15 protein-coding genes and 1 tRNA gene are annotated in these 15798 nt (G+C 64.0%); all 16 read right to left on the reverse strand.

Annotated elements, in window-relative coordinates:
• Positions 1-20: 20 nt before the first annotated feature.
• On the reverse strand, positions 21-578 hold the full coding sequence (gene rimP, locus ACW7G2_RS02500) for a ribosome maturation factor RimP (protein WP_456972392.1): 558 nt from the start codon (positions 576-578) through the stop codon (positions 21-23).
• Between the two features lie 181 nt (positions 579-759).
• Positions 760-836 (reverse strand) — tRNA-Met (locus ACW7G2_RS02505).
• A gap of 83 nt (positions 837-919) precedes the next feature.
• Complete coding sequence (gene nuoN, locus ACW7G2_RS02510; protein WP_456972394.1) at positions 920-2377, reverse strand: NADH-quinone oxidoreductase subunit NuoN; 1458 nt, start codon at positions 2375-2377, stop codon at positions 920-922.
• A gap of 13 nt (positions 2378-2390) precedes the next feature.
• The gene (locus tag ACW7G2_RS02515; protein WP_456972396.1) at positions 2391-3899 is read right to left on the reverse strand and encodes an NADH-quinone oxidoreductase subunit M; all 1509 of its coding nucleotides are present in this window, start codon (positions 3897-3899) and stop codon (positions 2391-2393) included.
• A gap of 13 nt (positions 3900-3912) precedes the next feature.
• Complete coding sequence (gene nuoL, locus ACW7G2_RS02520) at positions 3913-5958, reverse strand: NADH-quinone oxidoreductase subunit L (protein ID WP_456972398.1); 2046 nt, start codon at positions 5956-5958, stop codon at positions 3913-3915.
• Between the two features lie 7 nt (positions 5959-5965).
• Positions 5966-6289, reverse strand: coding sequence for an NADH-quinone oxidoreductase subunit NuoK (gene nuoK / locus ACW7G2_RS02525; protein ID WP_343256860.1), 324 nt, complete (start codon positions 6287-6289; stop codon positions 5966-5968).
• Positions 6286-6939 carry an NADH-quinone oxidoreductase subunit J gene (locus ACW7G2_RS02530; RefSeq protein ID WP_456972400.1) on the reverse strand — a complete coding sequence of 218 codons (654 nt, stop codon included), beginning with the start codon at positions 6937-6939 and terminating at the stop codon, positions 6286-6288. The genes nuoK and ACW7G2_RS02530 overlap by 4 nt, the downstream gene beginning before the upstream one ends.
• A 4-nt stretch (positions 6940-6943) precedes the next feature.
• Positions 6944-7432 carry an NADH-quinone oxidoreductase subunit NuoI gene (gene nuoI / locus ACW7G2_RS02535; protein WP_456972402.1) on the reverse strand — a complete coding sequence of 163 codons (489 nt, stop codon included), beginning with the start codon at positions 7430-7432 and terminating at the stop codon, positions 6944-6946.
• The gene (gene nuoH / locus ACW7G2_RS02540; protein WP_456972404.1) at positions 7429-8526 is read right to left on the reverse strand and encodes an NADH-quinone oxidoreductase subunit NuoH; all 1098 of its coding nucleotides are present in this window, start codon (positions 8524-8526) and stop codon (positions 7429-7431) included. Before nuoH ends, nuoI begins: the two co-directional genes overlap by 4 nt.
• Positions 8523-10769: an NADH-quinone oxidoreductase subunit NuoG gene (gene nuoG, locus ACW7G2_RS02545; protein WP_456972406.1), complete on the reverse strand. Its 2247-nt coding sequence runs from the start codon at positions 10767-10769 to the stop codon at positions 8523-8525. The genes nuoH and nuoG overlap by 4 nt, the downstream gene beginning before the upstream one ends.
• A complete protein-coding gene (gene nuoF / locus ACW7G2_RS02550) occupies positions 10766-12136 on the reverse strand; it encodes an NADH-quinone oxidoreductase subunit NuoF (protein WP_456972826.1) in 1371 nt (456 codons plus the stop codon). The genes nuoG and nuoF overlap by 4 nt, the downstream gene beginning before the upstream one ends.
• Before the next feature lie 11 nt (positions 12137-12147).
• The gene (nuoE, locus tag ACW7G2_RS02555) at positions 12148-12675 is read right to left on the reverse strand and encodes an NADH-quinone oxidoreductase subunit NuoE (protein WP_456972408.1); all 528 of its coding nucleotides are present in this window, start codon (positions 12673-12675) and stop codon (positions 12148-12150) included.
• Between the two features lie 5 nt (positions 12676-12680).
• A complete protein-coding gene (locus ACW7G2_RS02560; RefSeq protein ID WP_456972828.1) occupies positions 12681-13910 on the reverse strand; it encodes an NADH-quinone oxidoreductase subunit D in 1230 nt (409 codons plus the stop codon).
• Between the two features lie 77 nt (positions 13911-13987).
• Positions 13988-14776 (reverse strand): NADH-quinone oxidoreductase subunit C, encoded by a 789-nt coding sequence (locus ACW7G2_RS02565; RefSeq protein WP_456972410.1) that lies wholly within the window; start codon positions 14774-14776, stop codon positions 13988-13990.
• Positions 14769-15356 (reverse strand): NuoB/complex I 20 kDa subunit family protein, encoded by a 588-nt coding sequence (locus tag ACW7G2_RS02570; RefSeq protein ID WP_456972412.1) that lies wholly within the window; start codon positions 15354-15356, stop codon positions 14769-14771. Before ACW7G2_RS02570 ends, ACW7G2_RS02565 begins: the two co-directional genes overlap by 8 nt.
• Positions 15347-15703, reverse strand: a complete 357-nt coding sequence (locus tag ACW7G2_RS02575; protein WP_456972415.1) for an NADH-quinone oxidoreductase subunit A — start codon at positions 15701-15703, stop codon at positions 15347-15349. Before ACW7G2_RS02575 ends, ACW7G2_RS02570 begins: the two co-directional genes overlap by 10 nt.
• Positions 15704-15798: the final 95 nt, after the last annotated feature.

A 15798-nucleotide genomic window follows, 5' to 3' on the forward strand; every position in this document is an offset into this window, starting at 1 on the left:
GCCTCTGACTATCTCGGGATTCAGTGTTTGCGCTTTCCGGGACGCCTGCCGCGCCCGGGCCTGTTGTTTTCAGGTACGGCCAGTCCCAGCGCCGCCCAGTCGGGCACCAACCGTGCCCGCTCGATGTTTCCAAATGCGACTTCGAACGGTTGACCGTCAACCTCAAGCTGTACGGTCTGCTCATCCGCAGCCACGACCTTCCCCTGCAACCTGCGGCGCCCCTCATGGGGAAGCTTCAGGGTGACCTTCACCGCTTCGCCCAGGAAACGCTCGAAGTGGGCAGGGGTGAACAGCGGCCGATCCACGCCGGGAGAAGAGACCTCCAGCGTGTAATTGCCGGTGATCGGATCTTCAACGTCCAGCTGCGCCGATACTTCACGGCTGACCGCCTCGCAGTCATCCACGGTCACGCCCTGCCCTTCCATCTCCGCACCGGCCTCAGCGCCCGGCTTGTCGATATATAGACGCACCAGCGAGCCACCCGGCGTAGGCAGATATTCAATGCCCAGCAGCTCAAGCCCCAGCGCCTCCACTGTGGGCGCCAGCAGCTGTGTGATCGTGCTTGCCTTGTCGGCCAAAGGCCAGTCCTCCGGGTGTTGTTCGAATGCCGGAAAAGACAAAGGGCCCGGCGGGCCCCTTGTCCGATACCACAGGATTTCGGTATCACAGCACGAGCAGGTGCGCTGTGACTCAACCCATCCGCGTTTGGATCAAACCGGATAACTCCTTTGAGGAAGCTATCCACCAATCGCGAAAAGCTGGTAGCGGGGGCAGGATTTGAACCTGCGACCTTCGGGTTATGAGCCCGACGAGCTGCCAGACTGCTCCACCCCGCAACAGAAGAACTATTATGAAGGCGTTTAACTTTTATTGCAAGCCTTTAGGGCCAGTAGGACCCAAACATCAGACCCCACTTCCGTCAGCCCGCGAACGCCTGTTGGCACAGGGCCATCAGCGGGCTCCAGAACAGGCCCAGGCCCAGCAGTGCGAGCGCATTGATCGCAAATACGGTACGTAGTGTACCACCCTGCCTCTGTGCCAGCGGCTCCCCTGCCGGCTCATCAAAGTACATGACCTTGACCACCCGCAGGTAGTAGAACGCGCCGATCACAGCGAACACCACACCGACGATCGCCAGCCACATGAAGTCGCCTGCCAGTGCAGCTTGCAGCACCGCCAGCTTGGCCCAGAAGCCCAGCAGCGGAGGTACGCCGGCCAGCGACACCATGATCACCAGCACCAGGGCGGCCATCCATGGGCTGCGCGCGTTCAGACCCTTGTAGTCCTCGATCTCGTCCGCCTCGAAGCCCTTGTTCGACAGCATCACGATGGCCCCGAACGCCGCTGCCGACATGATCGCGTAGACAATGGCGTAGAACATCGCTGCAGCGAAACCTTCGGGCCCGCCGCCGGCAATTCCAAGGAACAGGAAGCCCACGTGCGAAACGGTTGAATAGGCCAGCATCCGCTTCAGGTTGGTCTGCGCGATGGCGACCAGGTTACCGATCGCCAGCGACAGCGCGGCGAGCAGTGCCAGGAGCAGCTGCCAGTTGTCCGACATCGGGCCCAGGCCCTGCTCGAACAGGCGCCAGGCCAGACCGAACGCGGCCAGCTTGGGCGCCGAACCGATAAACAACGTGATCGGTGTGGAAGCGCCGTGGTAGGTATCCGGAAGCCACATGTGGAACGGTGCCGCACCGAACTTGAAGGCCACACCGACCACCGAGAACACCAGACCCGCCAGCAGCAGGGTGCGGTCTTCACCGGTCACCGTCGCAGCGGCAGCGTTGATCGCGTCCAGATACAGCGTGCCGGTTGCGCCGTAGATCAGCGACAGGCCGTAGAGCAGCAACCCGGAGGAAAGCGAGCCCAGCACGAAGTACTTCATGCCCGCTTCGGTCGCCAGCTTGCTGTTGCGATCCACCGCAACCAGTGCGTACGAGCACAGCGCCAGCAGCTCAAGGCCCAGGTAGATCATGGTCAGGTTGCCGGCCGAAACCAGCAGCATCATGCCGATCACGGCAAACAGCACCAGGATCGAGATCTCACCGCGGTACAACCCCCGCTCGCGCATGAATGGCCACAGGTACACCAGTGCCAGCGCGGAAATCAGCAGGGTGACGAACTTGAGCGCGTCCGAGGCGGTGTCACGTATGAACAGGCCATCCATCACCTCGCCCTGCCCGCCTACCCCCGTGGCAATGAAAGCCGCGGCAATAAGCAGGGTGGCGACGGACAGCGCGTGGGTAATCACGCGACGGCGCTCGTCGAGGAAAAGATCCAGCATCAGCAGTCCGAACGCGCCGGCGACCACCGTCAGCTCGGGGAGCAGCGGTGCGAATTCGGCGAAGGTGCGGACTGGGGCTACGAACGTCATCGCGACATCATCCTCAAAGCTTGGTGGCGGTCAACAGTTCCGCCAGTTGCGCGATGGATGGCTCCATCAGGTTGGTCAGTGGCATCGGCCAGACGCCGATCCCCAGCACGCCAGCGGCAAAGACGCCCAGCACCAGGGCCTCGCGGCCATTGATGTCCTTCAGTCCTGCCACGTGGGCGTTTGAAACCTCGCCGTAGAAGATCCGCTTGACCAGCCACAGCGAGTACGAGGCGCCGATGATCAGGGTCAGCGCGGCTGCAAAAGCGATCAGCGGGCTGGCCTGGAACGAGGCCATGATCACCATGAACTCGCCGACGAAACCGGACGTGCCCGGCAGGCCGGAGTTGGCCATGCTGAACAGCACGAAGAATGCGGCGAACCAGGGCATCACGGTGGCTACCCCGCCGTAATCGCGGATCCGCCGGGTATGCATTCGGTCATAGAGGATGCCAACGCAGCTGAACATGGCGCCGGAAATGAAGCCGTGGCTGATCATCTGCACCATCGCGCCCTGCAGGCCCAAACGGGCCGCGTCGGCGTCACCGCTTCGCACCAGGATGAACGCCAGGAAGATACCCAGGGTCACGAAGCCCATGTGCGACACGGAGGAATAGGCGATCAGCTTCTTCATGTCGTCCTGTACCAGGGCGACCAGGCCAACATAGACCACTGCGATCAGCGACAGCAGGATCATCAGCCATGCCCATTCCTGGCCGGCGTCCGGCACGATCGGCAGCGAGAAACGGATGAAGCCGTAGCCACCGATCTTCAGCATGATCGCGGCCAGGATCACCGAGCCGCCGGTCGGCGCTTCCACGTGCGCGTCCGGAAGCCAGGTGTGCACGGGGAACATCGGGATCTTGATCGCGAAGCCGGCCATGAAGGCGAAGAACAGCCACATCTGCTCGGTTGCGGTCAGCGGCAGCGCGTACAGGTCGGGAAGCTGCCAGCTGCCGCCCTTCTGGTACAGGTAGATCAGGCCGATCAGCATGAAGATCGAGCCCAGGAACGTGTACAGGAAGAACTTGATCGTGGCGTAGACGCGCCGCGGCCCGCCCCAGACACCGATGATGATGAACATCGGGATCAGCATGGCCTCGAAGAACACGTAAAACAGCATCGCGTCCACGGCCGAAAACACGCCGATCATCATGCCTTCCAGGATCAGCATGGCAGCAAAGTACTGGCTGACCCGGGTGTTGATCGAAGTCCAGGCGCCAATGAGCACCAGCGCCGTGGTCAGCGTGGTCAGCACGATCAGCGCTGCCGAAATCCCGTCGGCACCCAGGTGGTACTGGATGTCGAACGCGGGAATCCACTCCCTGCGTTCCAGGAATTGCAGCCCGGGAGCGGCGAAATCGAATCCGGTCAGCAGCAGGAGGCTGATCAGGAAGATCACCACTGCCGACCCGAGTGCGACCCAACGGGCAGCGCCCGGTCGTGCGTTGCCGCACGCCAGAGTAAACAGGCCGCCCAGGATGGGGAGCCAGATCAGAAGACTTAGAAGAGGCCAGTTCGACACGTATCTGTTTCCGTCAGCGCCAGTGGCGGATAAGCACGGCCAGGAGCAACACCAGGCCAATGATCATCACGAATGCGTAGTGGTAAAGGAGACCGGTCTGAGCGCGGCGCGACACCGAGGCCACCAGGCCAACAATGCGCACCGCACCATTCACGATCAGACCGTCGATCACTTTCTCGTCGATCCAGCGGGACACCCTGCCCAGCTGAAGGCTGCCACCGGCAAAGCCCTTGATCCACAGATCGTCAGCCCAGTACTTGTTTTCAAGCACCTTGACCGGCAGGCGCAGGGCCTGCCTGGCGCGGTCAGCCAGCTCCGGCCGCCACCAGTACATCGCGGTAGCCAATGCGAAGCCGAGCGCGGTCAGCCAGAACACCGGGGTGACAAACCCATGCAGCGCGAATGCCACCGGGCCGTGCCAGAGCTGCTCGCCCAGCAGGGCCACCGTATCGCGGGCCGCGGCCAGGTCGATCGCGCCGGTGAAGAACGGCACCTGCTCGATCGTGCCCGCCCAGTTGGTGCCGAACAGCATCGGCCCGGCGGTGAAGAAACCGATCGCGATGGACGGGATGGCCAGCAGCACCAGCGGCAGGGTCACCACCCAAGGCGACTCGCGTGGCTCAACCGGCCCATGGTGTTCATCGTGCCCGTCATCGGCGTGCGGGGCCGCATCGCGGAAACGCTCCTTGCCGAAGAAGGTCAGGTACAGCAGGCGGAAACTGTAGAAGCTGGTAATGAACGCACCCGCCAGCACAGCCCAGTATCCGTAGGTGCCTACCCAACCCATCCGCTCGGCAGCATGGCCGGCCGCTTCGATGATGGTGTCCTTGGAGTAGAAGCCGGAGAAGAACGGCGTGCCGATCAGGGCCAGGGTGCCGATCACCATGGTCCAGAACGTCACCGGCATGTACTTGCGCAGGCCACCCATGCGGCGCATGTCCTGCTCATGGTGCATGGCGATGATCACCGAGCCCGCGCCCAGGAACAGCAGCGCCTTGAAGAACGCGTGCGTCATCAGGTGGAACACCGCCGCCGAGTAGGCCGACACGCCCAGCGCCACGGTCATGTACCCCAGCTGCGACAACGTCGAGTAAGCCACCACGCGTTTGATGTCGCTCTGCACGATGCCGATCAGGCCGGTGAAGAATGCCGTCGTTGCACCAATGAACAGCACGAACGCCAGCGCCGCATCGCTCAGTTCGAACAGCGGCGACATGCGCGCAACCAGGAAGATACCCGCAGTGACCATGGTAGCCGCGTGGATCAGCGCCGAAATCGGGGTCGGGCCTTCCATCGAGTCCGGCAACCACACGTGCAGCGGCACCTGCGCGGATTTGCCCATGGCGCCGATGAACAGCAGCACGCAGATCACCGTGGCCGCGGACCACTCGACGCCCGGAAGGAACTCGAGGATCTGGCCGCCGCCCACCGTGGCGTCGGCATTGGCGAACACGGTCGCGTAATCGAGCGTGCCGAACATGTAGACCACGGCGCCGATGCCGAGCAGGAAGCCGAAGTCACCCACGCGGTTGACCAGGAACGCCTTCATGTTGGCGAACACCGCGGAAGGCTTCTTGAACCAGAAGCCGATCAGCAGATACGACACCAGGCCGACCGCTTCCCAGCCGAAGAACAGCTGCAGGAAGTTGTTGCTCATCACCAGCATGAGCATGGAGAAGGTGAACAGCGAAATGTAGCTGAAGAACCGCTGGTAGCCCGGGTCATCCTTCATGTAACCGATGGTGTAGACGTGCACCAGCAGCGACACGAAGGTCACCACCACCATCATCATTGCGGTCAGGCGGTCCACCATGAACCCGACGTGGGCGGAGAAACTGCCCACCTCGAAGTAGGTGTACACGTTCTGGTTATAAGACGCGGCGCCCTGCACCAGCTGCCAGAGCACCCAGCCCGAAAGCGCGCAGCTGATCGCCACGCCCAGGATGGTGACGGTATGCGCGCCGGCGCGGCCTACCTGGCGTCCGAACAGGCCCGCGATGATCGCGCCCAGCAGCGGTGCCAGGACGATGACCAGCAGGTGGGTTGTTGAAAGTTCCATTGCCCGCCTACCCCTTCAGCAGATCGATGTCGGCGACGTTGATGGTCTGCCGGTTGCGGAACAGCGCGACCAGGATTGCCAGGCCGATCGCCGCCTCGGCGGCCGCCACCGTCAAGATGAAAAACACGAACACCTGGCCGGATGCTTCCCCGAGCTCGCGGGAGAACGCGACGAAGTTGATGTTGACCGACAGCAGCATCAGTTCGATCGACATCAGCAGCACGATCACGTTCTTCCGGTTGAGGAAGATGCCGGCAACGCTGATGCAGAACAGCACCGCACCCAGCGCCAGGTAGTGGCCCAGGGCCAGGCCCTCGCCAAGGAAACTCATCGCTTGTCCTCCCCGTCCGGAGCCTGTCCATCCGCGGGCACATCGCCCGTGCCGCGGGTCGGGCCCGCCTTCATGCTGACCAGGCGTACGCGATCAGCGGCCTGCACCCTCGACTGCTCGCCCAGATTCTGGCGCTTGGTGCCTTCCCGGCGGGTCAGCGTCAGGGTCACCGCGGCGATCACCGCCACGGTCAGGATCAGCGCCGCGATTTCAAACGGCAGCAGGTAATCGGTGAACAGCGTGTAGGCCACCCAGGCGGTATTGCCGGCTTCGGCCCCTTCCGGCTGCGCCGGGAACGGCACGCTGCGGGCGTGCAGCCCCAACACGGTCAGGATCTGGATGAGCATGGTCACCGCCACCACCAGCCCGACGGGCAAGTAGCGCACGTAGCCTTCCCGCAGTGGCGCGATATTGATGTCCAGCATCATCACCACGAACAGGAACAGCACCATGATGGCGCCGACATAGACCAGCACCAGGGCAACGCCGAGGAACTCGGCCCCGATGAGGATCCAGGTGCAGGCGACCGAGAAGAAGGTCAGCACCAGGAACAACACCGAATGCACCGGGTTGCGGACGCTGATCACCCCCACCGCGGCCATGACGGCAATGGCGGCAAACGCGAAAAATGCGAGCGTTACGAAGTCCATCGTCTTACCTGTATGCGGAGTCGGCGGTGCGGCGTTCTGCGATCTCGGCCTCGAGCCGATCGCCGATCGCCAGCAGCTGTTGCTTCTGGACCACGTTCTCACCGCGGTTTTCAAAGTGGTATTCGTGCACGTGGGTCAGCACGATCGAATCGACGGGGCACGATTCCTCGCAGAACCCGCAATAGATGCACTTGAACAGGTCAATGTCGTAGCGCGTGGTCCGGCGCGTGTTGTCATCGCGCTTTTCCGAATCGATGGTGATCGCCAGCGCCGGGCACACCGCCTCGCACAGCTTGCAGGCAATACAGCGCTCTTCCCCGTTGGGGTAGCGGCGCAGTGCGTGCAGCCCGCGGAAACGGGGTGACTGGGGCACCTTCTCCATCGGGTACATCAGCGTGTACTTCGGCCGCCACAGGTACTTGAACGTCAACGCCAGGCCGCGGAGCATTTCCAGCAGGAACAGGCTCCGGAACCAGCTAGCAAAACGGTTCATCGCTGCACTCCTTCCAGGATGCCGAAGTAGGCCATCAGCGCGGTCACCACGATCCAGGCGATGCTGATCGGGATGAACACCCGCCAGCCAAGGCGCATGATCTGGTCATAGCGATAACGTGGGAACGAGGCCCGGAACCACACGAAACAGCTGGCAAAGAAGAACGCCTTGGCAAACAGCCACCACCAGCCGTCTCCCAGCAGCACCGAAAGCACCGGCACCTCGGGGATCCACGACGCGGGGAGCGGCGACAGCCAGCCACCGAGGAAGAACGTAGCGGTCAGGAAGCTGATCAACAGCATGTTGGCGTACTCGGCCAGGAAGAACAGCGCGAACGCCGACCCGGAGTACTCCACCATGTGCCCGGCCACAATCTCCGACTCGCCCTCGACCACGTCGAACGGCAGGCGGTTGGTCTCGGCCAGGCCGGAGACGAAATAGATCACGAACAGCGGTGCAAGCGGCAGCCAGAACCAGCTGAACAAGCCTGCCCCACCCTGCTGCGCCATCACGATGTCGCTCAGGTTCAGGCTGCCGGCGGCGATCAGCACGCCCACCAGCGAGAAGCCCATCGGGATCTCGTAGCTGACCATCTGTGCGGCGGCACGCATGCCGCCAAGGAAGGCGTACTTCGAGTTCGACGCCCAACCCGCGAGGATCACGCCGTAGACGCCCAGCGCGGTCATCGCCAGCAGGTACAGCAGTCCGGCGTTGGCGTTGGACAGCACCAGCTGCACGTCGAACGGCACCACGGCCCAAGCCGCGAAGGCCGGTACCAAGGTGATCAACGGAGCCAGGAAGAACAGCACCGGGTTGGCCCGCGTGGGCCGGATCACTTCCTTGAACAGGAGCTTGAAGACGTCGGCGAACGTCTGCAGGATCCCGAAGCCAACGTACTTGGGCCCATGACGGATGTGCATCCAGCCCATGAGCTTGCGCTCCCACCAGACGTAGAACGCCACAGCAAGGATCACCGGCACGGCGATGGCCAGGATCTTGAGCACGATCCAGATGACCACGCCGATGGCCCCAAGCCCGAGCAGGAATTCGTGCAGCGGTGCCAGCCACTGGGTCAGAACTTGCGCGGTGTTCATGCCGGCAGCACCTCCACGCGACCGGCCGCCAGGGCAGCGGTTGCACCGTAGCCGCTTTCAGCCCAGACAGAACCGGCAGCAACGCGCTCGCTGACCGATGCCTTCAGGGTCGCGGTGCCGGCATGGTTGGAAACCTTCACCATGGCGTCGTTGGACACTCCAATGCGTTGGGCATCATCAGGATTGATGCTGATTTGAGGACCAAGGGTGAGTGGGTGCGCCTGCAGCGCCGCCGCCCTGCGGACCACCGCATCGCTGCGGTAGATGGCCGGGGAAATAGCCAGCTCGAAGCCGTTGTTGCCAGCGTCCACGCTGGCACCGACGGCCTTCGACCTGTCGTGCTGCGGGGCCCCAGCGGCCTTGATCCCGGCGCGAAGGCCGGCAAGATCGGTGAACTCGAAGCCCGGAAGCTCCAGGCTTCCACCCAAGGCGCGCAGCACGCGCCAGCCGGGACGGGCATCGCCCGGCAGCTTGGCTCCGGCGACGGCCTGCTGTTCGCGGCCGTCGAGATTGGTCAGGGTCGCGTCGATCTCGGGCAGTGCGCCCACCGGCAGGATCACGTCGGCCACAGCGCGGGTGGATTCGCAGGCGAAATGGCTGAACGCAACCACCTGGCCAGCCTTCAGTGCCTGCAGCGCAGGCGCCTGGTCGGCGAAATCCAGCCCGGGCTCGATCCCGTACAGCACGTAGGCAGAGCGCGGCTCCACCAGCATGGTGCAGGCATCGCGAGAAGCCGGCAGCACGCCCGCATTGGCCAGGCCAAGCGCGTTCGCGCCCTGCGGGATCCGGCACAGCGCGGCGCCGGTGGCACCGGTCAGCGCGGCAACCGCAGAACGGATGGCGGCTGCGTGCGGGCCGGACTCGGCCAGTGCGCCAACAATCACCGCGGCGCGGTCGGCATTGCGCAGGATCCCGGCGAGTTCGCCGGATTCGAGCGCGTCGGCAATGCGCGACGGAGCGACGATCCGCTTGCTGGCGATATCGAAGGTGAATTCGAAATCGACCGGGTTGATCACATGTACCTGGGCGCCCTTGCGCCACGCCTGGCGCACGCGCTGGTGCAGCAATGGCACTTCGTGCCGCAGGTTGCTGCCCACGATCACCACCACGTCGGCGGTGGAAACATCGGCTACCGGCATGGCGAACGGTTCGGCCGCCCCGGCACCTGCAGCATCCACCTGCCCGATCCGGTGATCGATGTTGGCGGTTCCCAGGCCCTGTGCGAGCCGCGCCAACAGCGCGCCCTCTTCGTTCGAGGTCGCCGGATGCACCAGGATGCCCAGGTCATCAGCGGCGTTGTCGCGCAGGATCTGTGCGGCGCGGGCCAGTGCCTCGTCCCAGGACGCTTCGCGCCAGGTATCGCCGTCGCGCAGCATCGGCACGGTGGCGCGATCTGCGGCGTACAGGCCCTGGTGCGAGTAGCGGTCGCGGTCGGACAGCCAGCATTCGTTGACTTCTTCGTTGTCGCGCGGAACCACGCGCATGGCTTCGCCACGGCGCAGGTGCACGAACAGGTTGCTGCCCAGCGGGTCGTGATAGCCCAGCGACTCCTTGGCAATCATTTCCCACGGGCGTGCGCGGAACTGGAACACCTTGTTGGTCAGCGCGCCCACCGGGCAGACGTCGATCACGTTGCCGGACAGTTCGGTGGTCAGCGGCTTGCCGTCATAGGTGCCGATCTGGCGGTTCTCACCTCGGTACATCGTGCCCAGCTCATGCGTGCCAGCGATTTCCTCGGTCACCCGCACGCAGCGGGTGCAGTGGATGCAGCGGGTCATCTCGCTGGCAACCAGCGGCCCGAGGTTCTCGTCGGCCACGGTGCGCTTGCGCTCGACGAAGCGGCTCACCGAGCGGCCGTAGCCCATCGACAGATCCTGCAGCTCGCACTCGCCGCCCTGGTCACAGACCGGGCAATCCAGCGGATGGTTGATCAGCAGGAATTCCATCACGTTGCGCTGTGACTTGAGCGCCTTTTCGCTGCGCGTGGAGATCTTCATGCCATCCATGACAGGCGTGGCACACGCTGGCGCCGGCTTGGGCATCTTTTCCACTTCAACCAGGCACATGCGGCAGTTGGCCGCGATCGCCAGCTTGTCGTGATAGCAGAAACGGGGGATCTGGATCCCGGCCTTGTCGGCGGCCTGGATGATCATCGAACCCTTCGGCGCCGCCATTTCCACGCCGTCGATGAAGACGGTGACGTGGTCCGGGGGAAGGTTCGGATTGACTGGCTGGGCGCTCATGCCACTACCGCCTTGGGCACCACGGTGCCGTTGCGTTCGTCATCGACCAGGAAGCGGCCGTTGACGATCCTGTATTCGAATTCGTCCCAGTAGTGGCGCAGGAAACCCTGCACCGGCCAGGCCGCGGCTTCACCGAAGGCACAGATGGTGTGACCTTCGATCTGCCCGGCCGCTGCACGCAGGACATGCAGGTCGTCGACCGTTGCCAGACCGTCCACCACGCGGGTGATCATGCGGTGCATCCAGCCGGTGCCTTCGCGGCACGGGGTGCACTGGCCACAGCTTTCCATCATGTAGAAGCGGGCGATGCGCTGGCAGGCACGCACCATGCAGGTGGTGTCGTCCATCACGATCACGGCGCCCGAGCCGAGGCCGGAGCCGGCCTTCTGGATGCTGTCGTAATCCATGGTCAGGTCCATCATGGTCTCGCCCGGCAGTACCGGCATCGAGGAGCCACCCGGGATCACGCCCTTGAGCTTGCGCCCCGGCGGCACTCCTCCCGCGATCTCCAGAAGTTCGCTGAACGGGGTACCCATGCGGATTTCGTAGTTGCCCGGCTTTTGCACGTGCCCGGACACCGAGAAGATCTTTGAGCCGCCGTTGTTCGGCTTGCCCAGGTTGAGGAACCATTCCGGCCCGTTGCGCAGGATCGCCGGTACCGAAGCAAAGGTCTCGGTGTTGTTGATCGTGGTCGGCTTGCCGTACAGGCCGAAGTTGGCCGGGAACGGCGGCTTGAACCGCGGCAGGCCCATCTTGCCTTCCAGCGACTCCATCAGCGCGGTTTCCTCACCGCAGATGTAGGCGCCCGCGCCCAGCGCGTTGATGATGTCGATGTCCACGCCCGAGCCAAGGATGTCCTTGCCCAGCCAGCCGTTGGCGTAGGCCTCGGCCAGTGCCTCTTCGACGTGGTCGAAAGGCTCGTGGTGGAACTCGCCGCGCATGTAGTTGTAGCCCACGGTGGAACCGGTGGCATAGCAGGCGATCGCCATGCCCTCGATCACCGAATGCGGGTTGTAGCGCAGGATGTCGCGGTCCTTGCAGGTGCCCGGCTCGGACTCGTCCGAATTGCACAGGATGTACTTCTGCATGCCCGAATCCTTGGGCATGAAGCTCCACTTCAGCCCGGTCGGGAAGCCTGCGCCGCCACGACCACGCAGGCCCGACTGCTTGACCATCTCGATCACGTCGGCCGGCGGGATTTTCTCTTCCAGCACCTTGCGCAGCGCGCTGTATCCGCCGGTCTTGAGATAGTTCTCATAGGACCAGGGCTTGTCGAAGTGCAGCGTCGTGTAGACAGCCTGATGCTCCGTGGGAGCCGGACCAACCGGTCCGCGACCCTCGGAAACCTTGTTGAAGTAATGCGCCATCGTGCTTCGACTCACTTCAGTCCGTCGAGCAGCTCGTCCACCTTCGCGGTGGTGAGCTTCTCGTGGTAATGGCCGTTGATGAGGAGTACCGGCGCGCCGCAGCAAGCGGCCACGCACTCCTCCTCACGCTTGAGGAACACGCGACCATCGGCCGTGCTCTCGCCCAGCTTGCAGCCCAGCTTCTTTTCGGCGTGGGCAACCAGCGCATCGGCGCCGTTGAGCCAGCAGCTGATGTTGGTGCAGAAGGCCACGTTGTTGCGGCCGACTTCGCCGATGATGAACATCGAGTAGAAGCTGGCCACCTCGTAAGCCCATACCGGAGGCAGATCAAGGTACCGGGCCACCGCGGCGATGATCTCGTCGCTCAGCCAGCCCCCGTTCTGCTCCTGGGCAGCGAACAGCGCCTGGATCACCGCCGAGCGCTTGCGGTCCGCGGGAAAACGGCCCACCCAATGGTCAATCGTCGCGCGGGTGTCGTCACTGAGCGCCACCATCGGGTCGACGTTGCGCGCCTTCTCGAAATTGCCTGTCGCTTTCATCGTCCTTACCTGTCGATCTCGCCGAACACGACGTCATAGGTGCCGATCATGGCCACCACGTCGGACAGCATGTGTCCCCTGACCACCGTGTCCATGGACGACAGGTGGGCGAAGCCCGGCGCGCGCAGGTGCACGCGGAATGGCTTGTTGGCGCCGTCGGAAACCAGATAGCAACCGAACTCGCCCTTGGGCGCCTCCACTGCCTGGTAAGTCTCGCCCGCCGGCACGCTGTAGCCTTCGCTGAACAGCTTGAAGTGGTGGATCAGCGCTTCCATGTCGTCCTTCATCTCCTCGCGGGAGGGAGGCGCAACCTTGTAGTTGTCGACCATCACCGGGCCGGGGTTGGCCTTCAGCCAGGCCACGCACTGCTCGACGATCCGGATCGACTGGCGCATCTCGGCCATGCGCACCAGGTAACGGTCGTAGCAGTCGCCCTCGGTGCCCACTGCAATGTCGAAGTCGACTTCCGCGTACTTGGCATAGGGCTGGGTCTTGCGTAGATCCCATTCCACACCGGAGCCGCGCAGCATCGGGCCGGTCATGCCCCAGGCCAGCGCCTGTTCCGGCGGAATCACGCCAATGCCGACGGTGCGCTGCTTCCAGATGCGGTTGTCGGTGAGCAGGGTCTCGTATTCGTCAACGCGGCCCGGGAAGTCCTTCGCAAAGGCTTCCAGGAAGTCCAGCATCGAGCCCTCGCGCCACTCGTTGAAACGCTTGAGCTTGGCACCCTTGCGCCACGGCGACTCGCGGTACTTCGGCATCGCATCCGGCAGGTCGCGGTACACGCCGCCGGGACGGTAGTAGGACGCGTGCATGCGCGCGCCGCTGACCGCCTCATACACGTCCATCAGCTCCTCGCGTTCGCGGAACGCGTAGAGCATGACCGCCATCGCACCCAGATCCAGCGCGTTGCCGCCCAGCCACATGAGGTGGTTGAGGATGCGGGTGATTTCGTCGAACAGCGTCCGGATCCACTGCGCGCGCTCGGGCGCCTCGATCCCCATCAGGGTCTCGATGGAGCGAACGTATGCGTGCTCGTTACACATCATCGACACGTAGTCGAGGCGGTCCATGTAGCCGATCGAATGGTTGAACGGCTTGGACTCGGCCAGCTTCTCGGTGGCGCGGTGCAACAGGCCCACGTGCGGATCGGCGCGCAGCACCGTCTCGCCTTCCATTTCCAGGATCAGGCGCAGCACGCCGTGCGCGGACGGATGCTGGGGACCAAAGTTCATCGTGTAGCTGCGGATCTCCCGGTCGGGGGAGTCGATGTTCACGTCAGCAGCTCCAGTTCCAGGGTTGGGAACCGCACTCATTTCACTGCTCCTGCATCGGCCGGGCCGATACCGGTGGTCGGGCTGTAATCAACCTGCTCACCGGCCGAAGTGGCGTAGCGGGCGTCGTCGCGGATCACCTTGGGCACGGTCACACGCGGCTCCACCGAGGTCACCGGCTCGTACACCACGCGCTTGCGCTCCGGGTCGTAGCGGACCTCGACGTTGCCGATCAGCGGGAAGTCCTTGCGGAACGGATGGCCGACGAAACCGTAGTCGGTCAGGATCCGGCGCAGGTCCGGGTGGCCCTGGAACACGATGCCGAACAGGTCGAACGCCTCGCGCTCGAACCAGTTGGCCACCGGCCAGATACCGGTCAGCGACTCCAGCATCGGCACTTCTTCATCCGGGGCGAACGCCGTCACCCGCAGGCGCAGGTTGTGCTGTACGGACAGCAGCTGCACCACCGCGGCAAAGCGCCGCTCGGGCACCGGCACGGCGCCCTCGCCCGCCGGCTGCGCCAGCTGCTGGGTATGGGTCTGGCCGAAAGCGAAACGCCCGGGGCCGCGACCGACAACGCCGCGGCTGTACCCATGCGAGGACACGCCGGTGTCCCACTCGTCGGTGCCGTACCCCAGGGTGTCCACGCCGCACAGGTCGATCAGCTGCTCGAAGCCGAACTCGTCGCGCAGCGCCTGGCAAGCGGCCAGCCACTGGTCGGCCTGCAACATGATTCCAGCTTCCGCGCGCGAGCCGGTCACGCTGACCTCGGCTCCGGCGAAGCGTTCACGCAGGCGATCCGCCAGCGCCATATGCCGATCAGCCATTGCGCTGCCCCGTCGGCTCATCACCAAAGTTGCTGGCGCGGCGGATCTTGCGCTGCAGCTGCAGGATGCCGTAGACCAGCGCCTCGGCGGTCGGCGGGCAGCCAGGCACGTACACGTCAACCGGGATCACCCGGTCACAGCCGCGCACCACCGAATAGGAATAGTGGTAGTAACCGCCGCCATTGGCGCAGCTGCCCATGGAAATCACCCACTTGGGGTCGGGCATCTGGTCGTAGACCTTGCGCAGCGCGGGGGCCATCTTGTTGACCAGCGTTCCCGCCACGATCATCACGTCGGCCTGTCGCGGCGACGGGCGGAAGATCACGCCGTAGCGGTCCATGTCCATGCGCGCGGCGCCGGCGTGCATCATTTCCACAGCGCAGCAGGCCAGGCCGAACGTGACCGGCCACATCGAGCCGGTACGCGCCCAGTTCAACAGGGTGTCCGCGTTGGTGGTGACGAATCCGCGCTCCAGCAGCGGGTTGTCATCCCCAGGGCGCAGGATGTCATCCAGCCGCGCCTCCGGTTCCGGATTGCTGGCCATGTCAGCAATCTTGCGGATTGTCTGCGTCACTCCCATTCCAGGGCTCCCTTCTTCCAAACATAAATGAAGCCCAGCAGCAGCAGGCCCACGAAGATGCCCATCTCCACCAGTCCCACCATGCCGAGGTCGCGGAAGACCGTGGCCCAGGGGAGGATGAAGATGATTTCAAGGTCGAAGACGATGAACTGGATCGCGATCAGGTAATAACGCACATCGAACTGCATGCGCGCATCTTCGAAAGCTTCGAAACCCGATTCGTACGGCGACAGCTTCTCTGCGTTCGGGCTTCTTGGCCCGAGCAGCCGACCGATGATCAGCAGGGCGACGCCAATGCCTGTGGCGACGATCAGGAACAGCAAAGTGGGCAGGTATTCGGCCAGCACGCGTTGTTCTCTCGGCTAGCGGCCGCATCGCGGCCGTCGCTGGGCGCTTTCGCGCCGGGAGACCATCCTTCGCAATGATGGAAGGTCAAAAAAAA

The organism is Luteimonas sp. A277, assembly GCF_054052045.1.

What these genes read in the sequence shown, in the direction of transcription:
- nuoF (WP_456972826.1), bottom strand. Translation starts at nt 12,136, where the DNA reads ATGGCGCATTACTTCAACAAGGTTTCCGAGGGTCGCGGACCGGTTGGT.
- nuoE (WP_456972408.1), bottom strand. Translation starts at nt 12,675, where the DNA reads ATGAAAGCGACAGGCAATTTCGAGAAGGCGCGCAACGTCGACCCGATG.
- ACW7G2_RS02530 (WP_456972400.1), bottom strand. Translation starts at nt 6,939, where the DNA reads ATGGACTTCGTAACGCTCGCATTTTTCGCGTTTGCCGCCATTGCCGTC.
- nuoL (WP_456972398.1), bottom strand. Translation starts at nt 5,958, where the DNA reads ATGGAACTTTCAACAACCCACCTGCTGGTCATCGTCCTGGCACCGCTG.
- nuoN (WP_456972394.1), bottom strand. Translation starts at nt 2,377, where the DNA reads ATGACGTTCGTAGCCCCAGTCCGCACCTTCGCCGAATTCGCACCGCTG.
- nuoH (WP_456972404.1), bottom strand. Translation starts at nt 8,526, where the DNA reads ATGAACACCGCGCAAGTTCTGACCCAGTGGCTGGCACCGCTGCACGAA.
- ACW7G2_RS02560 (WP_456972828.1), bottom strand. Translation starts at nt 13,910, where the DNA reads ATGAACTTTGGTCCCCAGCATCCGTCCGCGCACGGCGTGCTGCGCCTG.
- ACW7G2_RS02565 (WP_456972410.1), bottom strand. Translation starts at nt 14,776, where the DNA reads ATGGCTGATCGGCATATGGCGCTGGCGGATCGCCTGCGTGAACGCTTC.
- nuoK (WP_343256860.1), bottom strand. Translation starts at nt 6,289, where the DNA reads ATGAGTTTCCTTGGCGAGGGCCTGGCCCTGGGCCACTACCTGGCGCTG.
- ACW7G2_RS02570 (WP_456972412.1), bottom strand. Translation starts at nt 15,356, where the DNA reads ATGGGAGTGACGCAGACAATCCGCAAGATTGCTGACATGGCCAGCAAT.
- nuoI (WP_456972402.1), bottom strand. Translation starts at nt 7,432, where the DNA reads ATGAACCGTTTTGCTAGCTGGTTCCGGAGCCTGTTCCTGCTGGAAATG.
- nuoG (WP_456972406.1), bottom strand. Translation starts at nt 10,769, where the DNA reads ATGAGCGCCCAGCCAGTCAATCCGAACCTTCCCCCGGACCACGTCACC.